At 60.3% G+C, this 17,292-nt stretch carries 19 protein-coding genes; 8 read left to right on the plus strand and 11 right to left on the minus strand.

The window, feature by feature from the left end; translation table 11 throughout:
- Positions 1-11 precede the first annotated feature (11 nt).
- Positions 12-2,018: a DNA helicase Rep gene (gene rep, locus FHK95_RS09795; RefSeq protein WP_150304426.1), complete on the minus strand. Its 2,007-nt coding sequence runs from the start codon at positions 2,016-2,018 to the stop codon at positions 12-14.
- A 192-nt stretch (positions 2,019-2,210) separates the two neighbouring features.
- On the opposite strand from rep, the gene FHK95_RS09800 reads away from it, so the two are divergent.
- Positions 2,211-3,899: a putative bifunctional diguanylate cyclase/phosphodiesterase gene (locus FHK95_RS09800; protein ID WP_150304427.1), complete on the plus strand. Its 1,689-nt coding sequence runs from the start codon at positions 2,211-2,213 to the stop codon at positions 3,897-3,899.
- Positions 3,900-3,912: 13 nt separating this feature from the next.
- Here FHK95_RS09800 and FHK95_RS09805 read toward each other — a convergent pair whose 3' ends face one another.
- A complete protein-coding gene (locus FHK95_RS09805; RefSeq protein ID WP_150304428.1) occupies positions 3,913-5,418 on the minus strand; it encodes a YifB family Mg chelatase-like AAA ATPase in 1,506 nt (501 codons plus the stop codon).
- Positions 5,419-5,448: 30 nt separating this feature from the next.
- Entirely contained in the window at positions 5,449-5,706 is a 258-nt protein-coding gene (locus FHK95_RS09810; protein WP_150304429.1) for an accessory factor UbiK family protein, read from the minus strand.
- Between the two features lie 542 nt (positions 5,707-6,248).
- Between FHK95_RS09810 and glnK the strand changes: the two genes are divergently transcribed.
- The 5 genes from glnK to FHK95_RS09835 all read left to right on the plus strand — a co-directional run bounded on the left by glnK (position 6,249) and on the right by FHK95_RS09835 (position 9,453).
- On the plus strand, positions 6,249-6,587 hold the full coding sequence (glnK, locus tag FHK95_RS09815) for a P-II family nitrogen regulator (protein ID WP_093396590.1): 339 nt from the start codon (positions 6,249-6,251) through the stop codon (positions 6,585-6,587).
- Between the two features lie 47 nt (positions 6,588-6,634).
- Positions 6,635-7,879, plus strand: coding sequence for an ammonium transporter (locus FHK95_RS09820; protein WP_178114756.1), 1,245 nt, complete (start codon positions 6,635-6,637; stop codon positions 7,877-7,879).
- Positions 7,880-7,978: 99 nt separating this feature from the next.
- A complete protein-coding gene (locus FHK95_RS09825; RefSeq protein ID WP_150304431.1) occupies positions 7,979-8,401 on the plus strand; it encodes a secondary thiamine-phosphate synthase enzyme YjbQ in 423 nt (140 codons plus the stop codon).
- Between the two features lie 116 nt (positions 8,402-8,517).
- Positions 8,518-8,973 carry a hypothetical protein gene (locus FHK95_RS09830; RefSeq protein WP_150304432.1) on the plus strand — a complete coding sequence of 152 codons (456 nt, stop codon included), beginning with the start codon at positions 8,518-8,520 and terminating at the stop codon, positions 8,971-8,973.
- A 174-nt stretch (positions 8,974-9,147) separates the two neighbouring features.
- Positions 9,148-9,453, plus strand: a complete 306-nt coding sequence (locus FHK95_RS09835; protein WP_150304433.1) for a hypothetical protein — start codon at positions 9,148-9,150, stop codon at positions 9,451-9,453.
- A gap of 1 nt (position 9,454) precedes the next feature.
- On the opposite strand, the gene FHK95_RS09840 is transcribed toward FHK95_RS09835, so the two are convergent.
- Genes FHK95_RS09840 through lptM form a run of 6 tightly spaced genes read right to left on the minus strand, consistent with a single transcriptional unit; the run spans position 9,455 to position 14,051 of the window.
- Complete coding sequence (locus tag FHK95_RS09840; protein WP_150304434.1) at positions 9,455-10,180, minus strand: HAD family hydrolase; 726 nt, start codon at positions 10,178-10,180, stop codon at positions 9,455-9,457.
- Positions 10,177-11,100 (minus strand): tyrosine recombinase XerC, encoded by a 924-nt coding sequence (gene xerC / locus FHK95_RS09845; protein ID WP_150304435.1) that lies wholly within the window; start codon positions 11,098-11,100, stop codon positions 10,177-10,179. Before xerC ends, FHK95_RS09840 begins: the two co-directional genes overlap by 4 nt.
- Positions 11,101-11,106: 6 nt before the next feature.
- Positions 11,107-11,811, minus strand: a complete 705-nt coding sequence (locus FHK95_RS09850) for a DUF484 family protein (RefSeq protein ID WP_150304436.1) — start codon at positions 11,809-11,811, stop codon at positions 11,107-11,109.
- Positions 11,808-12,638 carry a diaminopimelate epimerase gene (gene dapF / locus FHK95_RS09855; RefSeq protein ID WP_150304437.1) on the minus strand — a complete coding sequence of 277 codons (831 nt, stop codon included), beginning with the start codon at positions 12,636-12,638 and terminating at the stop codon, positions 11,808-11,810. Before dapF ends, FHK95_RS09850 begins: the two co-directional genes overlap by 4 nt.
- 1 nt (position 12,639) lies before the next feature.
- Positions 12,640-13,893 carry a diaminopimelate decarboxylase gene (lysA, locus tag FHK95_RS09860; RefSeq protein WP_150304438.1) on the minus strand — a complete coding sequence of 418 codons (1,254 nt, stop codon included), beginning with the start codon at positions 13,891-13,893 and terminating at the stop codon, positions 12,640-12,642.
- Positions 13,894-13,901: 8 nt separating this feature from the next.
- Positions 13,902-14,051, minus strand: coding sequence for an LPS translocon maturation chaperone LptM (lptM, locus tag FHK95_RS09865; RefSeq protein ID WP_150304439.1), 150 nt, complete (start codon positions 14,049-14,051; stop codon positions 13,902-13,904).
- 118 nt (positions 14,052-14,169) lie between these two features.
- Between lptM and cyaY the strand changes: the two genes are divergently transcribed.
- Positions 14,170-14,502: an iron donor protein CyaY gene (cyaY, locus tag FHK95_RS09870; RefSeq protein ID WP_150304440.1), complete on the plus strand. Its 333-nt coding sequence runs from the start codon at positions 14,170-14,172 to the stop codon at positions 14,500-14,502.
- A gap of 97 nt (positions 14,503-14,599) precedes the next feature.
- Here cyaY and FHK95_RS09875 read toward each other — a convergent pair whose 3' ends face one another.
- Positions 14,600-14,830, minus strand: coding sequence for a TIGR02647 family protein (locus tag FHK95_RS09875; RefSeq protein ID WP_408003609.1), 231 nt, complete (start codon positions 14,828-14,830; stop codon positions 14,600-14,602).
- Positions 14,831-15,069: 239 nt separating this feature from the next.
- On the opposite strand from FHK95_RS09875, the gene FHK95_RS09880 reads away from it, so the two are divergent.
- Positions 15,070-15,729: a glutathione S-transferase family protein gene (locus FHK95_RS09880; RefSeq protein ID WP_150304442.1), complete on the plus strand. Its 660-nt coding sequence runs from the start codon at positions 15,070-15,072 to the stop codon at positions 15,727-15,729.
- Positions 15,730-16,112: 383 nt separating this feature from the next.
- On the opposite strand, the gene hemW is transcribed toward FHK95_RS09880, so the two are convergent.
- Complete coding sequence (gene hemW / locus FHK95_RS09885; RefSeq protein ID WP_235906757.1) at positions 16,113-17,261, minus strand: radical SAM family heme chaperone HemW; 1,149 nt, start codon at positions 17,259-17,261, stop codon at positions 16,113-16,115.
- Positions 17,262-17,292: the final 31 nt, after the last annotated feature.

A 17,292-nucleotide genomic window follows, 5' to 3' on the forward strand; every position in this document is an offset into this window, starting at 1 on the left:
GTTCGCGCGCGTCAGCGCCCGAGCAGGCTGCGAATATCCGAGAGTGCGGTATTGCCGCGAGCCTGTTTCTGCTCCACCGGTACATCTTCGGTGCCTTCCCACTCCAGATCCTCACTGGGTAGTTCATCCAGGAAGCGGCTTGGTAGACAGTCGATAACTTCGCCGAACTGGCGGCGACGGGCAGCAAAGCTGAAGGTCAGGTTCTGTCGGGCGCGGGTGATGCCGACGTAGGCCAGCCGGCGTTCTTCCTCGACGCTGTCGGCTTCGATGCTCGAGCGATGCGGGAGGATTTCTTCTTCCATGCCCAGGATATAGACGTGGGGATACTCCAGGCCCTTGGAGGCATGCAGTGTCATCAACTGCACGCGATCGGTGTCTTCCTCTTCTTCGTGGCGTTCCAGCATGTCGCGCAGCACCAGCTTGGCGATGGCGTCCTCGAAGCTGGTCTCCCCGCTTTCGTCGCGCTCGATGGTGCTTTTCAGGGCATCGAGCAGAAACCACACGTTGCCCATGCGCTTGGCGGCGATCTCGTCGCTGGAGCAGTTCTGCCGGATCCACTGCTCGTAGTCCAGATCGATAATCATGCGATGTAGCGCTTCGATCGGATTGCCCTGGGTGCACTGCTCGCGCACTCCATCCAACCAGCGGCTGAAGCGCTGCAGGCGCTCCTGATAGCGTGGGTCGAGGTGTTCGGCGAGGCCGATCTCGTCACAGGCCTTGAACAGACTGATTTCGCGCTGGTTGGCGTAGTTACCCAGCTTTTCCAGGGTCGCGGGGCCAATTTCGCGGCGCGGTACGTTAACGACCCGAAGCAGAGCATTGTCGTCGTCCAGATTCACCAGCAGACGGAAGTAAGCCATCAGGTCCTTGACCTCCTGCCGCGCGAAGAAGCTGGTGCCGCCGGAGAGGTGATAAGGGATCTGATGGTGCTGCAGCTTGAGCTCGATCAACCGCGACTGATGGTTACCCCGATACAGAATGGCAAATTCCTTCCAGGCGCGTCTGTGCTTCAGGTTCTGCGACTGGATGTCGGTGGCGACGCGCTCGGCCTCGGCTTCCTCGTTACGGCAACGGATCACGCGGATCGGATCGCCATAACCCAGTTCGCTCCATAGTTGCTTCTGAAACACGTGGGGATTATTGGCGATCAGCGTATTGGCGGCGCGCAGAATGCGGCTGGTCGAGCGGTAATTCTGCTCGAGCATGACCACCTTGAGCCCCGGGAAATCTTCCTTGAGCTGAGCCAGGTTTTCCGGGCGTGCGCCGCGCCAGGCGTAGATTGACTGGTCGTCATCACCGACCACGGTGAAACGGGCCTCCCGGCCGACCAGCATCTTGACCAACAGATACTGCGTGGCGTTGGTGTCCTGATACTCGTCGACCAGCATGTAGCGAATGCGAAACTGCCATTTTTCCAGCACGTCGGGATGGTCCCGGAACAGCATCACGGGAATCAGAATCAGGTCATCGAAGTCGACCGCGTTATAGGCTTTGAGGGTGCGGTTGTAATGCGTGTAGACGCTGGCGGCGGTCTGTTCCTGCGGGCTTTTGGCCTTGGCCAGGGCTTCTTCGGGCGTGATCAGATCGTTCTTCCAGGAAGATATCAACGACTGGATGCCTTCAATGCCCTCGTCAGCGCCATAGTCGCGGTGCATCAGATCGGTGATCAATGCCTCGGCGTCTTTTTGGTCGAAGATGGAAAAACCCGGCTTGTAGCCCAGCCGCTTGTGTTCCTTGCGGATGATATTCAGACCCAGATTGTGGAAGGTCGATACCGTCAGCCCGCGGGCTTCCTTGCCTTGTATCAGTTGGCCGACCCGTTCCTTCATCTCGCGTGCGGCCTTGTTGGTGAAGGTCACCGCAATGATGTTCTTCGCCTGTATGCCGCACTCCTTGACCAGGTAGGCGATCTTGCGCGTGATCACACTGGTCTTGCCGCTCCCGGCACCAGCGAGCACCAGCATCGGCCCGCTGATATAACGGACTGCTTCGTCTTGACGCGGGTTAAGGGTTGCCACCAGTAATCTTCTCCTGCATTGGTCCTGCATCGGGTGAGCATTCTATCAGCCCATGCGGGGCTCGACAGCGCTGTGGGGGGCAGATAGTCTTGCAGACATCGGTTTCTAATGATGCCGAGTTGACATGATTGGCTTAGCACTGCTTGAAGCCTTTGAATTACCTGTAGAAATCCGGGATCCAGGGAGGATCGCTTGCTCGCCAATTGCAGTAACCAGCTAATAGTGGTGCTGGACAAGGACGACAAAGCGTTCGAGCAGCTTTGCCACAGGCTTTCGGATGTGAATACCGGCGCCTTCGAGTTGCTACGCTGTCATGACTGGGATCGAGCCTACGCGCTGATAGCTGCGGGGTCTGTATCGGCAGTGCTAGCGCGCAGTGATCTGCTCAGCCCACCCGAGGGCTGCAGCGTTCCGCTGATCGAGCTGTGCGACTCACCCCAGTCGATCCCATTGCCCCAAGGCGTTGATGACAGTATCTGGGATCAGGCCGGTGCCAGCGAACTGATGCGTTGTCTGGGTTATGCCATCGAGCGGCATGGTCTGCGCAACGCGCTTGATCGAGCAGCCAGTTACGATCCGCTGACCGGCAGCTGCAATCGCCAGATGCTCAACGATCGCCTTCGACAGGCGCTGCACCGGGCTGCGCGCAACGAGCAACCGCTTGCTGTCCTGGTCATCGATATCGATAACTTCCGCCACGTCAACGATACCCTGGGCCACGCAGCGGGCGATCGCATCATCTGCGAAGTGGCTGAGCGTCTGCGTCGCATATTGCGCAGTACCGACACCGTCGGCCGCCTGGGCAGCGATGAATTCGGCATAGTGGTCGAGGATTACAGCCATCCGAGCAATATTCTGCTGATCGCCCAGAAAGTCACCAACGAGCTTGCTGAGCCTTTCAATATCGATGGGGAAAGCCTGTTGCTGGGCTGCAGCATCGGCATTGCCAGCTACCCGGAATGTGGTCTCACGGTGGACAACCTGCTGTTGCACGCGCACATGGCGATGCAGCAAGCGAAGGGGCAGCGCGGGTGTAACTTTCACTTTTATGATGACCGGGTCAACCTGCACGCGAGCAGCCTCATCGAGTTCGAAGCCGCGTTGCGACTGGCGTTGCGCCGCAACCAGTTCGAGCTGCATTACCAGCCACGGGTAGACCTGCGGAGTGGTCAGATTGTCGGCCTGGAGGGGCTAATACGTTGGCGTCATCCAGATCGTGGTCTGCTCGGGCCGAATGAATTCATTCCCCTGGCAGAAGAAACCGGCCTGATCGTTCCCATGGGTTACTGGGTCATGGCCCGCGCCTGTCACGACCTGAACCAGCTGAGCCGTCGCGGCTTCGACAGCATCCATATTGCGGTGAATGTATCCTTTCGGCAGTTCCAGGACAGTCAGCTGCTGGGCAATGTCCGGCGGGTGTTGAAGAAAACCGGAATCGACCCGCACCGTCTCGAATTCGAATTGACTGAAACCGCCATCATGCAGCGCTCCGAGCAGGTGCTGGAGGCCATGCTAGGCATTACCGAGCTGGGTGTACGTTTTTCACTGGATGATTTCGGTACCGGCTATTCCTCCTTCGTGCATCTGCACAGCCTGCCCATCAGCCTGCTCAAAATCGATCGCAGTTTCGTCAACAAGATCAGCGAGATCGAGGGCGACCGTAAACTGGTCAACGCAGTGGTCGATATGGGCCACAGCCTGGGTCTGGCAGTTGTGGCCGAAGGCGTTGAAGAGCGCAGCCAGCTGGATGCGCTGACGGCGATGGGCTGTGATCAGGTGCAGGGTTATTTCATCAGCCCGGCGCTGCCCTTTGATGAGCTGTGTTATTTCCTCGATGCCTATCGAATGGGTCGCGAGGACGAAATCCTCTGCAGCCGTTGAATCGGCAACGGACCTAGCTGGGCCTTCTATCCAGCTGCCGATATTGCAGCGCCTCGGCCAGATGTGGGCGGCCGATGTCCTGTTTGTTTTCCAGGTCGGCGAGGGTACGCGCCACTTTCAGTGCCCGGTGGCTGGCACGGTGCGACAGGCCAAGCTGCTCGATCGCGCGTTCCATCCAGCGCGCATCCGCCTCCTGCAGCGGGCAATGATCGCGTAATCCCGCCAGATCCAGGTGTGCATTCAATCGGCCCTGACGCTGTTGCTGGCGTTGTCGCGCGGCGGTGACCTGGGCTGCCGCCTCGGCGCTGTTGGGTTTGCCCGGCTCCTTGCTGGCGAGGCTGAAGGCTTCGTTGTGCATCGCCACGTGCAGGTCGATCCGGTCCAGCAGCGGGCCGGACAGTTTGCTGCGATAGCGTTCCACTTGCTCGGCCGAGCAGCGACAGCGCCCGGATGGATCGCCCTGATAACCGCAGGGGCAGGGATTCATGGCGGCAATCAACTGAAAACGTGCGGGAAAGCTGAGTTGTTCCCGCGCCCGCGCAATGTGGATCTCGCCCGACTCCATGGGCTCACGCAGCATCTCCAGCACCTTGCGATCAAACTCCGGCAATTCATCGAGAAACAGCACGCCACGGTGCGCCTGACTGATCTCGCCTGGTCGCGGCTGACTGCCGCCGCCGACCAGCGCCGCGGCGGATGCACCATGATGGGGCGCGCGAAAGGGCCGGATTGGCCAGCTTTGTAACGGGCCCTGGCCACACACCGACTGAATGGCCGCGACTTCCAGCGCTTCGCTCTCGACCAGCGGCGGCAGAATGCCGGGTAACCGGCTCGCCAGCAGTGTCTTGCCGGTGCCGGGAGGACCGAATAAAAGCAGATTGTGACCACCACTGGCCGCGACGATCAGCGCGCGTTTGGCCTGTGCCTGACCCTGCACTTCGTCAAGATCAGCGTTGTAGCGCGGCATCGCAGGCGCAGGGTTGGCCATTACCGGTTCGAGTGCCCTTTCGCCGCGCAGGTGCTCGCAGAGTTCCAGGAGATGGTCGGCTGCGACTATGTTCAATCCTCGCACGAGCGCCGCTTCCATGGCATTGGCGCGTGGCAGCAGCAGGGTGCGGCCCTGGTCGCGACAGGCGAGCGCTGCCGGTAACACGCCCTGGACCGGGCGTAATTCGCCGGACAGCGCCAGCTCGCCCAGGCATTCACATTGGTCCAGTGCGTCGGCGGGGATCTGTCCGCTGGCGGATAACAGGCCCAGGGCAATCGCCAGATCGAAACGCCCGCCTTCCTTGGGCAGGTCGGCGGGCGCCAGATTGATGGTGATGCGTTTCAGACTGGGGAATTCCAGGCGGGCATTCTGCAGGGCGCTGCGCACACGGTCCTTGCTCTCGCGCACGGCGGTTTCGGGCAGTCCGACCAGTGTCAGGCTGGGCATGCCATTGGCCAGGTGCACTTCGACGGTGACGGCAGGGGCCTGCACGCCCAGCTTGGCGCGGCTGTGGACAATCGCCAGGGACATGATCACTCCTTGATCAGGCCCACCTGCGGATCAGGTGGACGGTGTGTGCGTGCCTTGCTCGATGGCTTCCACGCGTTTCTCCAGGGCTTCGAGCCGTGCGCGGGTACGTTCCAGTACTACCCGCTGCGTTTCGAACTCTTCCCGGCTGACCACGTCGAGCCTGGACAGTGCGCTTTGCACCAGAGCCTTGAGATGCAGCTCTATATCCGGGCCCGGCAGCCCTTTCTCGTTGATCAGCAAGCGTGCGGCCTGGCTGCTGACCGCTCCAATCAAGACTTTATGCAACATGGCAGATCACTCTCGCGGGGCCCCGGCAGATTACGGGTTTCTGAAAAGCGTTGCGCGCGATCACGCTACGTTTTGAGAAATCGTACTACCTGTGAGCGAAAAAAACGCAGTTTAGCACAGGCCCCAGCGGTGCTTCGTGGGGCTGCGTCTGTGTTCATCCATGGCGCATTGTGGATTGCTGCGTGCACCAGAGTGGGGCGTTCGGAGCGCAGCCGGTTCGCTTACAGGCATGTCAAATAGCGCATAACACCATGATTATAAAAGAGATATTGAATGTGGCAGGGTTTCTGCAATGCATTCTGCAGCTGCAGCTGGTAGGCGAACCAATTTGGGTTCCTTCCTGGAAGCGAGCTTGGCTTTACCGAAGGGAGCACGGAGACGAAGCAGTTGCATTGAGCATAGGGACCGTTGCCAGACCAGTTTCGCCGCAAGGATCGATAACTGCGACAGCCTCCATGCGTCGTCCCGTTTCTCAAAGCCTCTAACTCGGCATAGACTTGTCCCTGTCCCCCAGGGCAGTCCATATACACGGGAGTATCGATATGAAATTAGTAACGGCTGTTATCAAGCCATTCAAGCTGGATGACGTGCGTGAAGCCTTATCCGAGATCGGGGTTCAGGGCATCACGGTAACCGAGGTCAAGGGTTTTGGCCGACAGAAGGGGCATACCGAGCTTTATCGTGGCGCGGAATACGTAGTGGATTTCCTGCCCAAGGTGAAGATCGATGTGGCAATCGGAGATGACATGCTCGACCGGGTTATCGAGGCGATTACCAAGGCAGCAAACACCGGGAAGATCGGTGACGGAAAGATCTTCGTAGTCAATCTGGAGCAGGCGATCCGCATCCGCACCGGGGAAACCGATACGGACGCAATCTAGGGATCGTTTAATTGACGCAGTAACCAAGCCTATTTGGGGGGCTTATTATGGATATCTCGCAAGTGACGTATGCGTTGGATACGTTCTATTTTCTGCTGTGCGGCATTCTGGTGATGTGGATGGCCGCCGGTTTCGCCATGCTCGAGGCCGGCCTGGTCCGCGCCAAGAGCACCACCGAAATTCTGGCCAAGAACATTGCACTGTTCGCTATCGCGTCGGTGATGTATCTGCTGGTTGGCTACTACATCATGTACTCCTCCGACAGCCCGATCTTTCCAAGCCTGGGCTTTCTGATCGGTAGCGAAAATACCGTCGAGGCGGTGCTGGCGGGTGGGGACGATGCGCCCTATTACTCTTCCCGCGCCGACTTCTTCTTCCAGATCGTCTTCGCTGGCGCCTGTATGTCGATTGTGTCGGGTGCGGTGGCCGAGCGTATGAAGCTCTGGTCCTTCCTGTTGTTCGCGGTGATCATGACCGGCTTTATCTATCCTATCCAGGGCGCCTGGAGCTGGGGCGGCGGCTGGTTGTCGGATATCGGCTACTCGGATTACGCCGGCTCCGGCATTGTGCACATGGCCGGTGCTGCAGCGGCTCTGGCGGGTGTCCTGGTGCTCGGCCCACGCCGGGGCAAGTACGGACCCAACGGTCAGATCAACGCCATTCCGGGTTGTAACCTGGCGCTGGCAACACTGGGTATCTTCATCCTGTGGATGGGCTGGTTCGGCTTTAACGGCGGCTCGGAACTGAAAATCTCCGACATCGATTCGGCCAACAACGTGGCCCAGGTACTGGTCAACACCAACCTGTCTGCGGCGGGCGGCCTGATCGCGGCGATGATTGTGTCCCGCATCCTGTTCGGCAAGACTGACCTGACCATGATCCTCAACGGGGCACTGGCAGGCCTGGTCTCCATCACCGCTGATCCGCTGTCACCCAGCGCGCTCTCGGCGATGATGATCGGTGCGGTCGGCGGTGTGCTGGTGGTGTTCAGCGTACTGGGACTGGACAAGCTGAAGCAGGACGATCCGGCCGGCGCCATCTCTGCCCACGGTACTGCAGGTATCTGGGGCGTGATGGCGGTGCCGCTGACCAACGCCGAGGCGACCTTCGGCGGCCAGTTGGCGGGCGTGGTCGGGATCTTCTTCTGGGTGTTCCTCGCCAGTCTGCTGGTCTGGTATATCATCAAGGCAATCATTGGTGTGCGCATCAGTGAGGAAGAGGAGTATGAAGGCGTCGATATGTCCGAGTGCGGCATGGAAGCCTACCCGGAATTTACCAACAGCAAGGCCTGAGCATCTTGAGATTGCCCATGCTTTGACACGGTAACGTCACCCAGACAGGGCGCCATTTGGCGCCCTGTTTGCGTCTGGATACCAGAGGAGAACATTGCGATGTGGTTGCAACGAAATATCACCCTCAAACCCCGTCCCCGCGGCTTTCACCTGGTGGATGAGGAGATCCTGTCCGCATTGCCCGAACTGGCGGAGGTGAACATGGGCCTGCTTCACCTGTGGTTGCTGCACACCTCCGCCTCGCTCAGCATCAACGAAAATGCCGATCCGCTGGTACGCGGCGATCTCGAAGCCTTTCTCCGTCGGCTGGTACCGGACGACACAGCCTATTTCAAACACACCTACGAAGGGCCGGATGACATGACCGCACATGTCAAAGCCAGCCTGCTCGGCGTGCAGCTGAGCGTCCCGGTCAGCAAGGGGCGGCTCGCCACCGGTACCTGGCAGGGGATCTACCTGGGTGAGCACCGCGAACAGGCCGGCAGCCGGCGCGTGCTGGCGACGCTGCAGGGCTCAGCCTGATGTTTGCGCGGGTAAACTTGCCAGTGGGAGTGCGGTCACATCCTAGGGTCTGTTAACGTTTCGTCGCGGCAGTGATAAAACGTCAACAGGCCTAAACCATCGGACAGGAGAACACTATGCAGGCGGAGACTTTCCAGTATCTACTGGAATGGACTACCAAGTTCCACAATCACATGGCCACGTGCCTGGAGGACGCGCTCGACGAGCAACAGGACGAATGCGCCAGATGGCTGATGAAGTATGTGGCTGAGCATGAACGCACGCTTGCCACGGAAGTAGAAGGCTTCAAGCGTCAGGCTGATCCCAAGGCGCTGAATACCTGGTTGTATGAACACCTTACCGAAACGCTGCCGCCGAATGATCGGCGCAAACTGCCGTTCGGCACCATGACCTTCGAGGAGATCGCCAGCGAGGTCGTCGACGTGCATAACCAGATCATCAATACCTACGAGGCCATGGCCAACAAGGCGGCGATTCCAGAAGCACAGGAGTTGATGGAGGAAGTCATGAAAGCTGAGCAAGGGGTGCTGCGTCAGATGGCGGACCGCATCAGCAGCTCACGGGAAATGTGAGCCGAGGGGTCGCTTCACGCCGCCCGCCCGGTGCACAAATCACGGTGAAAGCACAGAGGCTCTACGCCAGGCTTCAACACCGGGAGGCAAGCTGGTAAAAATCTGTATTTGGTGCTGGCCAAATTCTCTGGTTGCGCTATAAATAGCCTGTTTTTTTCTGCGCGAGACCAAGGTATGAGTGACGACGACATCGAAGATCAAGATCAGGACCAGGAATTGGACGGACTGAACGACCCCAATGTGGATGACACATCCGAAGATGAGGTCGACGAGCCGGTGGTAAAGCCTCGCAAGAAGGCTGCTGCGGAGGATCCGCTGGATGGGTTGTCTGTCGAGGCCAAAGCGCGTGAGCGGGAGCGGCTTGAGCAGCAGATTGCCGAATTCATGGCGCGCGGCGGGCGCGTCCAGGAGATTGATTCCAATGTGGTTAGCGACCCGCCGAAAAAGCCGGACAGCAAATACGGGAGTAGACCGATCTAGCCTATCGCTCTGTTCGAATGGATGCCACGTCCAGGTCGTAGCGCTGTAGCCACTCTGGTATCTCGCTCAGACAGCGCACTTCGCCGTGCGGCCTCGGCTGATCCGGCCAGGGCAGGCCGAGGCGATTGAACCAGAGCGTGTGCAGCCCCACGGCCTGGGCGCCCTGCATGTCGTCAACCGGATGGTCGCCGATATGCAGGGTTTCCTCCGGTTCTGCGCTTGCGCGTTCCAATGCGGCGAGGAACGGTGCCGGATCCGGCTTGCTGCGGCCGATGTCATCGGCCGACACGATAATGCTGAAATACTTCTCCAGCCCCAGGCGGCGCACATCGGCATTGCCGTTGGAAATGGTTGCCAGCTGATAATGCGGGGCCAGTTGTCGCAGCAGATTTTCCACATGCGGGAAGAAGGTCACCGCATGGCGCGCCTCGAGAAACACATCAAAACCCCGCTGCGCCAGATCCTTCACCTGTTCCTCGGTATAGCCGGCCTTGCGCAGACCCAGCTCCAGAATGGCGATACGCAGCGCAGTGACCCGGTGGCTCAGCTCCGGGTCGGCTGCCAGCACTTCCTTGCGCAAATGACGGCGCGCCTCGGCGTCCAGCCGGTCGGCAAACAGCGGGGCGTTACCCTTCAGCCAGTCGAGCAGGGTCAGTTCGGCGGCGGCGACCACTGACTCAGTTTCCCAAAGCGTGTTATCCAGATCGAATGTCAGCAAGCGGATCATGATTCGTCTCGGTTCTTGGGTGCGCCAGGCTTGTCTGCGGACTTTCTGGCGCGGGGATGACTCTGATCATACACCTGTGCCAGATGCTGGAAATCCAGATGCGTATAGATCTGGGTGGTGCTGATGTCGGCATGGCCAAGCAGCTCCTGCACGGCGCGCAGGTCGCCGGAGGACTCCAGAATATGACTGGCGAAGGAGTGCCGCAGCATATGCGGATGCAGATGTTGACCAATCTGCTGCACACCACGCTGCCGCACCCTCAGCTGGATCGCTCTGGTCGTCAGGCGGCGCCCCTGCTTGCCGACGAACAGCGGTTGGTCAGGACTGTCGACCAACAGCCGCACCTTCAGCCAGCGCTGCAAGGCTTCGCGGGCGTGACGGCCGACCGGCACAATACGGGTCTTGTTGCCCTTGCCGAGCACCCTGACTTCGCCGGCGGTCAGATCCAGTTCGTGCACGTCGAGCCCGGCCAGTTCGGCGAGGCGCAGTCCGGAGGAATAGAACAGCTCGAGCATGGCGTGATCACGGATGGCCAGCCAATCGTCGTCATCGCTCTCATTGAGCAGCCGCGCGGTCAGGTCGGCGTCCAGCGCCCGGGGCAGTTTGCGCGGTGACTTGGGTGCGCGCAGGTCCAGCGCCGGGTTGTGCCGACAGCGGCGTTCGCGGATGAGATAGCGGTACAGGCTGCGCACCGAGCTGAGTGCCCGTTGCAGGCTGCGACCAGACAACCCCTGTTCGTGTCGCCGGGCCACAAAACGGCGCAGATACTCGGTATCAACCATGGACCAGTCGCTCACGCCCTGCTCGTGCAGGTAGTCGCGAAGACCCGTCAGGTCATGCCGGTAAGCCTCCAAGGTGCGCGGGGACAGCTGGCGCTCGCTGCGCAGATGCTCGAGAAACTGCTCCAGGTCGGTTTGCAACAGACGTTAACCCTTGGGTTCATCGATCATCGGGCGCTGGCGCAGCAATACGCGCGCCAGGGCGTCGGCCACATACCCCAGAAACAGCGTACCCGTTGCGCTCTTGTATTGCTGCGCGTCGCGGCTGCCGAGCGCTAGCACGCCATGCAGCCCGTGATGCTGGATCGGCGCGAGGGCCGTGGAGGCGACCTCCTGGCCGGATTCACCAAACAGGAATCCCAACTCATCGGGGCGCAGCACGCCGCTCAGGGTCTTGTTGCTGTCCAGCAGGTGACCGATGGCTTCCCGCGCTTCGCTGTGCGTAACGCAGCGAGCATTGGTAAAGCGGTTGGCTTCGCTGAACAGGATCAGGCTGACGAAGGGCACCTGAAAATCGTTGCGCAGACTGTCTTCAATACTGGCAATCACCTGATCCAGGCTCTGGGCTTCGAGCAACCCCAGCACCAGACGGCGGCTTTTCTCGAACAGCCGGTCGTTCTCCCGGGCCACTTCCATCAGATGATTGAGGCGATGCCGCACTTCGATATTGCGCTCACGCAACAGCTTGACCTGACGCTCTACCAGCGAGACTGACTGGCCACGCTGGTGCGGGATGATGAGGTCGGGCAGTAGCTCGTCATACTCGGCAAAAAAAGCCGGATGCTGGCGCAGATACTCGACTACCTGTGCGGCATCCACCGGGGTCTCTTGTGGTTCGGTCTTATCGGTCATACGCGTACCTGTCCCTCATAAACCCGGCTCGCTGGTCCGGTCATCATGACGGGGCGGCCGTCCCCGTCCCAGCTGATGTGCAGTGTGCCGCCGGGCAGAACAATATCCACCGGCGAGTCGAGCAGCCCCATGCGGATCCCCGCCACGGCGGCAGCGCAAGCGCCGGTACCGCAGGCGCGGGTTTCGCCGGCGCCGCGCTCATAGACCCGCAGACGCGCATTGTGCCGATCAAGGATCTGCATGAAGCCGGCATTGACCCGACGTGGGAACCGCGGGTGGCGCTCAATCGCAGGGCCAAGCCGTTCGACGGCGAATGTGTCCACATCGTTAACCAGCGTGACACAGTGCGGGTTGCCCATGGATACCGCGGCCACCTCCAGCTGTTCGCCCTCAACTTCCAACGGATAGAGCACCGCCTCGGCGTCGGCTTCGAAGGGAATGGCCGCCGGGGTAAAGCGCGGCGCACCCATATTCACAGTCACCCGGCCGTCGTCACCGACATTGAGCACGATAGGCCCGCCGCTGGTCTCCACATGGATCTCGGATTTGGCTGTGAGACGCTTGTCCTGCACGAAGCGTGCGAAGCAACGCGCCCCGTTGCCACATTGCTCGACCTCGCTGCCATCGGCATTGAAGATCCGGTAGCGGAAGTCCGCCTCCGGGCTGCGTGGCGGCTCGACCACCAGCAGCTGATCGAAGCCCACGCCGGTATTACGGTCGCTCCACAGGCGAATCAGGCGGGGTGAGAGTTGAACGTGCTGGGTAATCAGGTCGATGACCATGAAGTCGTTACCCAACCCGTGCATCTTGGTGAATCGCAGCAGCATGTCAGGCCTCAGGCAGCAGTGACTCGCCAGCGAACAGCTCGCTGACTGTCTCGCGCCGGCGAATGAGATGTGTGCTGGTGCCGTCGACCATGACTTCGGCCGCACGCGGGCGCGTGTTGTAGTTCGAGCTCATGACGAAGCCGTAGGCCCCGGCGGAGCGCACTACCAGCAGATCGCCGGCGGCGAGGGCCAGCTCTCTGTCCTTGCCGAGGAAATCCCCGGTTTCACAGACTGGTCCGACAATATCCCAGGTGGATGCTGGCACATCGCTGCGCGGCTGGACGGCGTCGATGCCCATCCAGGCGCTGTACAGGGCAGGGCGGATCAGGTCGTTCATCGCCGCGTCGATAATCGCGAAGTTCTTGTGTTGGGTTGGCTTGAGCATGTTCACCGCAGTGAGCAGCACGCCGGCGTTGGCAACGATCGAACGCCCCGGCTCGAACATCAGTTCCAGGTCGCGACCGGCCAGCTGCTCGAGCACCTTGGCGAGGTAGCTACCCGGTGCGGGCGGCTGCTCATCGCGATAGGTGACGCCGAGCCCGCCACCGAGGTCCAGATGGCGGATCTGGATGCCGTCTGCGGCCAGCGCGTCGATCAGCCCGAGCAGGCGCTGCAGTGCATCAAGGAATGGCGTGTCATCGGTCAGCTGGGAGCCGATGTGGCAATCCACGCCGCGCACATCGATATTCGGCAGCTCGGCGGCGCGCCGGTAGACGGCCGGGGCGTTAGCAATATCGATACCGAACTTGTTCTCTTTCAAACCCGTGGAAATATAGGGGTGGGTGCCGGCATCCACATCCGGGTTCACGCGCAGCGATACCGGCGCTTGCACGCCCAGTTCTGCGGCGACCTGTTGCAGGCGTTCAAGCTCGGGTTCGGATTCCACATTGAAACAATGGATGCCTAGCTCCAGCGCGCGGCGCATTTCGTCGGCCGTCTTGCCCAGACCGGAAAACACCACCCGGGACGGATCGCCGCCTGCGGCCAGCACCCGCTCCAGCTCACCGCCGGAAACGATGTCAAAACCGGCGCCGAGGCGTGCCAGGACATTCAGCACTGCCAGATTGGAGTTGGCCTTTACTGCAAAGCAGACCAGGTGGGGCACGCCCGCAAGGGCGTCGTCCCAGGCGCGGTAGGCCTGTTCGATTGCCTGGCGCGAGTAGACGAAACAGGGGGTGCCATACTGTGCGGCAACCGCGGACAGGGCGACGGACTCGGCGTGTAGCGCGCCGTTCTGGTATTCAAAGGCTGTCATTGGGCGATTCACTGCTCTTCGGTGGGTTGCTGGTTCAGCTCGTCGCGGGCCGGCTCGACTGTCTCGCTGGGCGTTTGCTGGGGCAGAAACAATGGGCCTTTCTGGCCGCAGCCGGCCAGGACCAATATTCCGAAGATCAGGGCGATGGATCGCTTCATGGAAAAAACCTTGTTGATAAACAGAGAATATCCGGCAGTATACCCAGCCGTCAGGTTCGACGCACCCGGCCGGGTCTGGTTGGGGTCTGCTGACGTTGCGTTGTATTAGAGGACAAACATGAACGAACTCACTGAAGCCGACTTCAATTCGCAGGTCGATCACGTCCAGGACAAGATCGAGCACGCCGTCGATGCCTGCGGCCTGGATCTGGAGATGGAGCAGGTCGAAGGATCGCTCATCCTGCATATGGGCGATGGTACGCGCGTGGTAATAGGCCGTCAGCCAGCCTCGCGGGAACTGTGGCTCGCTGCTCCAGGTGCGACTTTGCATTTCGGTTTTGATGCAGAGCAGGGCTGGGTCTACGACAATGATGACGAGACACTGGGCGAGGTGCTCGGCCGGGTTCTGGGTGATCTGCTAGGCGATGAGGTTGAGCTGGATATTGATTGATGACGCACGTAGATGCGTGTCGATTGTCATCCCCGCAGCGTCACCTGAGGTGTTTCCTGCCCCTCAATGACCTGCGGGAAGACCAAACCGGTATCGTTCAGCGAAGAATGGTCAGCAGTGCCTGACAGTGCTCGGCAGCCTCGATACCCAGGCTAGTCAGATATCCCCCATCAATTTGTGTTACCAATCCTTTCTCGTGCAGCCGTTTGGCGGCGGCTACGGTCTGCTCTGGCGCGTCGTGGGCGTGAATCTTGAGCCCCTCCAGGGTGTTGGCCAGGTTGAATTGGCCGAGCAGGTTGATGTCTTCAATTTCTTCCGGTGTCAGCATGGGCATTACCTTTCTGGTGGGTTGGAGCCGCTTGGATATCGCCAGTCTAGCCCTAAACCGGTGCGAGTTGGTGGCTCTTTCGGCGATGCGAGGCTAGCGTTTGTTCTGCGCGGGTTTTCGCCTGTTCTACCGGGTGCCATGGTGTAGCAATCATTCACTGAATTTATGTCGATGTACCTCGGACGTTCGCATCGTTACAACTGTATCAGCCGCATTCCAAACCCATAAGGAGACGCAAAATGCTCACGCTTCACGGTTTCAATGTCAGCAACTATTTCAACATGGTCAAACTAGCCCTGATGGAAAAGGGCATAGAGTTCAAGATTAACAACGTGCACCCCAGCCAGGACGAATCCTTTCTGGCGATCAGCCCGCGGGGCAAGGTGCCCTGCCTGCAGACTGAGCAAGGCTTCATCAACGAGACCAATGTCATCCTCGAATACCTAGAGGAAACCCAAGATGGCAAACCGCTGCTGCCGCAGGATCCGTTCCGCCGCGCCGAGGTGCGTGCACTGACCAAGGAAATCGAGCTGTATATCGAGCTGCCGGCGCGCTCCTGCTACCCGGAAGTGTTCTTCGGCGGCAAGGTAGATCAGCTGGTCAAGGACAAGGCCAGGGCGGACCTGCTCGCCGGCGTGGCAGCGCTGAAGCGCCACGGCAAGTTCTCGCCCTATGTCGCGGGTGAGGAGATGACCATCGCCGACATCATGTTCCTGTTCAGCATCGATCTGGCCTCCGCTGTAGCGAAAAAGCTGTTCGGTCTGGACCTGCTTGCAGACCTTCCTGAGGCAAAAGCGCTGCTGACCCAGCTGAGTCAGAATCCGCATGTCCAGCAGATCGAGGCGGACAAGAAAGAAGAAATGGCAGGGTTCCTGGCCGCGGCGCGCGCTCGGAAGTAAGCGAATCAATCGCTGACATGCACGCTGCCGCAGACGAGACCCAGGCCAATGGAAGGTCGAGTTCCATCTCGACCATAGGTGTCCGCGGCTCGGAGATCGGCCAGGATGAAACCTGGCCCTCCATAGCGGGTGCTCTTGTAGAGCGTGGAATGCGAACTCACGTCAGTCGCGTAGGGTTTCCCGGGAGCGTCGAGTTCCATCTCGACCAAAGGTGTGTGCGGCTCGGAGATCGGCCAGGATGGAACCTGGCCCTCCATAGCGGGTGCTCTTGTATAGCGTGGAGTTCGAACTCACGTCAGCCGCGTAGGCTTTCCCGGGAGGTTCGAGCACCAGCTCGTACCACGCTTGCCGGCGACGCAGGGTAGCGGCTCATCCCCATCGAGCTACGCCTCAAGAAACATCTCAAGCAAATCGTTAAGAAACAGCCGTCCGCGCTCGGTTGGGCGCAGGCGGTGGTCCCACACCTCAAGCAGGCCCTTGTCCTTGGCGAGCTGCAATTGCCCAGCAATGGCATCCAGCGGCTGGCCCGTTCGCGCCAGGTAGTACTCGGTCGGTACACCTTCGACCAGTCGCAGGGCATTCATCAGAAAATCGAAGGGCCGTTCCGCTGCACCCAATTCCTTGCGTCCGGAGCAGAAGGGGCGGGCCGGCTCCAGGTAGTCCTTCGGCGTGCGGGTTTTCCAGTAGCGTTCGATGCGCCCGTCCGGGTGGCTGAGCTTGCCGTGGGCGCCAGCGCCGATACCGATAAAGTCGCCATACTGCCAATAGTTGAGATTGTGCCTGGCCTGCTGACCCCGGGCGTAGGCGGAGACCTCGTACTGGATGAATCCGGCTTCGGCCAGGCGCGCCTGGCCTGCTTCCTGGATATCCCAGAGCACATCTTCGACCGGCAAGGTCGGCGGCCGCGAGTAGAACACCGTGTTGGGTTCCAGCGTCAGTTGATACCAGGACAGGTGTTCAGGTTCCAGCGCGATCGCCTGCTCGATATCGGCCCGCGCGTCTGCCAGCGTTTGCCCCGGCAGGCCGTGCATCAGGTCCAGATTGAGATTGTCGAAGCCGGCGCGGCGAGCCATGGCCACCGCGCTCAGCGCTTCGCGGTCGTCGTGAATGCGCCCCAGTGCCTTGAGGTGCGCCGGGTTGAAGCTCTGGATGCCGATCGACAGGCGGTTGATGCCCGTGCTGCGATAGTCGGCGAACTTGTTCTGTTCGAAGGTGCCAGGGTTGGCTTCCAGGGTGATTTCGATATCCGCAGCGAAATTCAGCCGAGTGGCCATCGCCTCCAGCAGCCGACCGAGGCTAGCAGCCGAGAACAGGCTTGGCGTGCCGCCGCCAAAGAAGATCGAGGTGAGTTCGCGGCCGTAGGTGGCAGGCAAATCCTGTTCGAGATCGGCAATCAGTGCATCGATATAGTCGTCTTCAGGCAGCGCGCTGTCGCTGGTATGTGAATTGAAATCACAGTACGGGCATTTGCGCACGCACCAGGGAATGTGGACGTAAGCGGCCAGCGGCGGCAGTTGCAGGGAGTGGCCCACGCCAGCTGACGCCGGCGCGGAGGGGGCAATG

The organism is Pseudomonas saliphila (assembly GCF_008638345.1).
Taxonomy (GTDB): Bacteria; Pseudomonadota; Gammaproteobacteria; order Pseudomonadales; family Pseudomonadaceae; genus Halopseudomonas; species Halopseudomonas saliphila.